The organism is Micromonospora sp. C41 (assembly GCF_018070485.1).
GTDB lineage: Bacteria > Actinomycetota > Actinomycetes > Mycobacteriales > Micromonosporaceae > Micromonospora > Micromonospora chalcea.
Genome location: NZ_JAGPXP010000065.1, coordinates 1 through 4,240, shown reverse-complemented (window position 1 = coordinate 4,240; position 4,240 = coordinate 1). Strand labels below are relative to the sequence as shown.

Here is a 4,240-nt window from a genome sequence, read left to right as displayed (position 1 = left end):
GAGGGAGGGAGGGGCTAGGGCGGGGTCAGGACGGGCGGGGGGCGAAGCCGTAGGGGAGTTCCAGGCGGTGGGCCGTCAGCAGCGCCTCGTCGGACAGGAGGTCCGCGGTCGGGGCGTCGGCGACGATGCGGCCGCCGTCCAGGATCACCGAGCGGGGGCACAGCTCGGCCGCGTACGGCAGGTCGTGCGTGACCATGAGCAGCGTCACCGGCAGGGCGCGCAGGATCTCCGCCAGCTCCCGGCGGGCGGCCGGGTCGAGGTTCGACGACGGCTCGTCCAGCACCAGGATCTCCGGGCGCATGGCCAGCACAGTGGCCACCGCCACCCGGCGCCGCTGTCCGAACGACAGGTGGTGCGGGGCGCGGTCCCGGTGCTCGCTCATCCCGACCGCCGCGAGCGCCTCGTCGACCCGGGCGGCCAGCTCGGCGCCGCGCAGGCCCAGGTTGGCCGGGCCGAACGCCACGTCCTCGGCGACCGTGGGCAGGAACAGCTGGTCGTCCGGGTCCTGGAAGACGATGCCGACGCGGCGGCGTACCTCGGCCAGCGTGTCCCGGTCCCGGGTGACGGTGAGGCCGCCGACGCTCACCGTGCCCTCGGTCGGGGTGAGGATGCCGTTGAGGTGCAGCACGAGCGTGGTCTTGCCGGCGCCGTTTGGTCCGAGCAGCGCCACCCGATCGCCGCGCGGCACGGTCAGGTCCACGCCGTGCAGGGCGACGTGACCGTCCGGGTACGCGTACCGGACGCCGCTGACGTCGAGGGAGGGCGGCTGCTGCACGTACCCGATCATTGCAGGACGAGCGCGACGGCGGCGATGGTGGCCGCGATCGCCGGCACCGTCGCGGCGACCGCCCACTGGCCGGCGGTGGCCGCGCCGGCCCCCTGCCACACCGCCGGCATCCGGCCGGTGTAGCCGCGGGAGAGCATCGCCAGGTAGACCCGCTCGCCGCGCTCGAACGCGCGCAGGAACAGCGCGCCGACGCCGGCCGCGAAGCCGCGCAACTGCCACAGGAACCGCGGGTCGTCGCCGCGCGACACCCGCGCCACGCGCATCCGGCGGGCCTCGCCGACCAGCACCTCCAGGTAGCGCAGCATGAACGTGGCGATCTGGGTGAGGATCTGCGGGCACCGCAGCCGGTCCAGGCCGAGCAGCAGGTCCCGCGTCGTCGTGGTCGCCGCCAGCAGAAGCGACGCGAGTACGCCGAGCGTGCCCTTGGCGAGGATGTTGAACGCGCCGTGCAGCCCGTCGACGGACAGGGCGAGCCCCGCCACCTCGACCCGCTCCCCCGCCCCGAGGAACGGCAGCGCGAACGCGAACAGCACGAACGGCAGCTCGATCAGCGCCCGGCTGAGCAGCCAGCGCGGGCCGACCCGGGCCAGCGCGGCCACCACGGCGACCAGGAGCGCGTACCCGCCGAAGGCCCAGTACGCCTCCCGGGGCGTGGCCACCACCGCGACGGTGAACAGCACCATCGCGGCGATCTTCACCTCCGGCGGGAGGCGGTGCACCGGCGAGCCGGACTCGCGGTAGAGGACGTGCGCGTGACCGGCGCCCATGGTCAGCGGCTGCCGGTGGACGGGGTCGCTGCGTCGTCCGCCGGGTCGGCGCTCGCGGTGGTCGGGGCGGGCGTGGCGGGCGCGGCGGGGCCGGCGGACGTGGCGGGCGTGGCGGGGCCGCGGCGGCGGGCCAGCCAGAACAGGCCGGCGCCGAACGCGAAGGTGAGCAGCACGCCGAGCACGCCGGACAGGCCGGTGGAGACGAAGTCGTTGCCGATTCCGCGTACGCCGTAGTCGGCCAGCGGGCTGTCCGCCAGCTCGTGGTCCTTCGCCTCCTGGGCCGGGCAGCTGCCGCCGGTGATCTCGTCGTCGGCGTTCACCGTGCAGCCCTTGAGCAGCGAAGAGTCGAGCCCGTCCGGGTGCGAGGAGGCGTAGTTGCTGACCACGCCCGCCAGCAGCAGCGCCACCAGCAGGCCGCCGAGAAGGAACGGCCATTGACGCTTGCTCATCGGGCACCTCCGGCGACCGGGACGGCGGGAGCCGGCGTGGCCGGCTTGAGGGCGCGCAGCGCGTACACCAGGTCGGGCCGGACCTTCGCGACGGTGACCACGGTGGTCGCGGTGATCAGGCCCTCGCCGATGCCGATCAGCAGGTGGGCGAAGGCCATGGTGCCGGCCAGCCCGGTGAGGTTGCCGCCGAGGTCGGTGGTGCCGCCCAGCCAGTACTGCAGGACGAAGCCCTGGGACGCGACCACCACGCTGACCAGCGCGGACACGAACGCGGTCACCGCCAGGCCGGCCGGGGTACGCGGCAGCACACGGAGCAGGAGCGCGATCAGCAGGTACGCGGCGGCGGTGCCGAGCAGCGCCATGTTGGTGATGTTGAGGCCGAGCATCGCCACGCCGCCGTCGCCGAAGACCAGCGCCTGCACGATGAGCACCACGGCCACGCAGAGCGCGCCGACCCAGGGCCCGACGAGCATCGCCGCGAGCGCGCCGCCGAGCAGGTGACCGCTGACCCCGGCGGTGAAGATCGGGAAGTTGAGCATCTGCACGGCGAAGATGAACGCCGCCACCAGCCCGGCCATCGGGGCCAGCCGGTCGTCGAGGTCGGCTCGGCCCCGCATCACGCAGAACGCGAGCGCGGCGAGGGCGAGAGCCGCGAAGATCGCGGCGACCGGACCGTTGATGATCCCGTTGGAGATGTGCATCGCCAGGGTGTCCACGCGCTCAGCGTATTTCCAGGAAGGCATTGTTGCCAATATCTGGCAACAACCTCATGATGGCCGTCACCGCGTCCGCGCGTCGCCGTCCGCCGAGCGCACCGGCCCGGCGGTATCGTCACCGCCATGACCGACCGCCTCAAGCCCGGCGACCCCGCCCCCGAATTCACCCTTCCCACCGACGACGGCGGGACACTCTCCCTGGCCGACCTGCGCGGCCGCAAGGTCATCCTGTACGCGTACCCGGCCGCCATGACGCCCGGCTGCACCAAGCAGGCATGTGACTTCCGGGACTCCCTCGCCTCCCTGCAGGCCGCCGGCTACGAGGTGGTGGGCATCTCGCCGGACAAGCCGGCCAAGCTGGCGAAGTTCCGCGAGCGGGACGCGATCACGTTCCCGCTGGTCTCCGACGCGGACAAGGCGGTGCTGACCGCGTACGGCGCGTTCGGCGAGAAGCAGATGTACGGCCGCACGGTCACCGGCGTGATCCGCTCGACGTTCGTCGTGGACGAGGACGGCAAGATCGAGCAGGCGTTCTACAACGTGCGGGCCACCGGCCACGTCGCCAAGCTGCGCCGGGATCTCGGGCTCGACTGAGGTCGGCGCGCGGTGCGGCTCGTGACGGCCGCGCCACAGTGGTGACCCCGAATGTGGTCTACGATCCGGAGGCTGTGACACCGGTCCGCGGGCGGTGGTCACGATGAAGGGGCCGTAGCCCAACGGCAGAGGCATGCGGTTTAGGTCCGCACCAGTGCGGGTTCGAATCCCGCCGGCCCTACCAGTCGCCGGTGCCACGCGCACCGGCGACTGTCGGGAAGGTCACGAACGCGGGTCCGCACCGCGTCGCCACGAGCAGGATTACGGCGTGGACCTGCGTTTCTCCCTCGACCCCGACCTGACCCCCGAGCTGCGCGAACAGATCATCGCGCTCTGGGTGGACGTGACGAACGCCGGCGGCGCCGTCGGCTTCGTCGCCCCCGTGACCGCCGATGAGGTACGCCCGCTCGCCACCTCCACGCTCGACGAGGTCGCGGACGGGCCGGACCGGCTACTCGTCGGCCACGAGGGCGAAAAGCTGGTCGCGGTGCTGGTCATCGCCGACAACCGGTTCCACCTCAAGACGCACTGGCGGGTGCTCAAGCGCGTCATGGTGCACCCCGACACGCAGGGGCGCGGCCACGGCGCGGCGCTGATGCGCGAGGCCGAGCGGATCGCCCGAGGGCTGGGCCTGGCGGCGCTGCACGTGACGGTCCGCGACGGGCTGGGGCTGGACCGCTTCTACAAGCGCCTCGGCTACCGCGAGATCGGCCGCCTCCCCGCCGCGCTGCGCCTGTCCGCCACCGACGCCCGCGACGAGATCCTCATGTGGCTGGACCTCCCCACCCCAACCTGACCCCCGCCCCACCTCGCCCCGCCTCCCCCCGCCCCGCCTCGCTGATCTTGCACTCATGGCCCCGGCAGATCGGGCATTCACGACACGCACGGGTCCCCAAGTGCAAGATCAGCGAGGGCGGGGGCGGGGGC

General features: G+C 73.1%; 6 protein-coding genes and 1 tRNA gene. 3 read left to right on the top strand and 4 right to left on the bottom strand.

What is annotated here, in order from left to right; translation table 11 throughout:
• Positions 1-25: 25 nt before the first annotated feature.
• Genes KBX43_RS31205 through KBX43_RS31190 form a run of 4 tightly spaced genes read right to left on the bottom strand, consistent with a single transcriptional unit; the run spans position 26 to position 2,719 of the window.
• Positions 26-787: an energy-coupling factor ABC transporter ATP-binding protein gene (locus KBX43_RS31205; RefSeq protein ID WP_064446939.1), complete on the bottom strand. Its 762-nt coding sequence runs from the start codon at positions 785-787 to the stop codon at positions 26-28.
• Positions 784-1,554 (bottom strand): cobalt ECF transporter T component CbiQ, encoded by a 771-nt coding sequence (gene cbiQ / locus KBX43_RS31200; protein ID WP_043326150.1) that lies wholly within the window; start codon positions 1,552-1,554, stop codon positions 784-786. The genes KBX43_RS31205 and cbiQ overlap by 4 nt, the downstream gene beginning before the upstream one ends.
• Positions 1,555-1,556: 2 nt before the next feature.
• Positions 1,557-2,003, bottom strand: coding sequence for a PDGLE domain-containing protein (locus tag KBX43_RS31195; RefSeq protein ID WP_069087508.1), 447 nt, complete (start codon positions 2,001-2,003; stop codon positions 1,557-1,559).
• The gene (locus KBX43_RS31190) at positions 2,000-2,719 is read right to left on the bottom strand and encodes an energy-coupling factor ABC transporter permease (RefSeq protein WP_069087509.1); all 720 of its coding nucleotides are present in this window, start codon (positions 2,717-2,719) and stop codon (positions 2,000-2,002) included. The genes KBX43_RS31195 and KBX43_RS31190 overlap by 4 nt, the downstream gene beginning before the upstream one ends.
• Before the next feature lie 123 nt (positions 2,720-2,842).
• Between KBX43_RS31190 and bcp the strand changes: the two genes are divergently transcribed.
• The 3 genes from bcp to KBX43_RS31175 all read left to right on the top strand — a co-directional run bounded on the left by bcp (position 2,843) and on the right by KBX43_RS31175 (position 4,109).
• Positions 2,843-3,313 carry a thioredoxin-dependent thiol peroxidase gene (bcp, locus tag KBX43_RS31185; RefSeq protein ID WP_043326156.1) on the top strand — a complete coding sequence of 157 codons (471 nt, stop codon included), beginning with the start codon at positions 2,843-2,845 and terminating at the stop codon, positions 3,311-3,313.
• Between the two features lie 108 nt (positions 3,314-3,421).
• A tRNA-Leu gene (locus KBX43_RS31180) sits at positions 3,422-3,497 on the top strand.
• Positions 3,498-3,581: 84 nt separating this feature from the next.
• Entirely contained in the window at positions 3,582-4,109 is a 528-nt protein-coding gene (locus KBX43_RS31175) for a GNAT family N-acetyltransferase (protein WP_064446937.1), read from the top strand.
• The last annotated feature ends 131 nt before the right edge of the window (positions 4,110-4,240 follow it).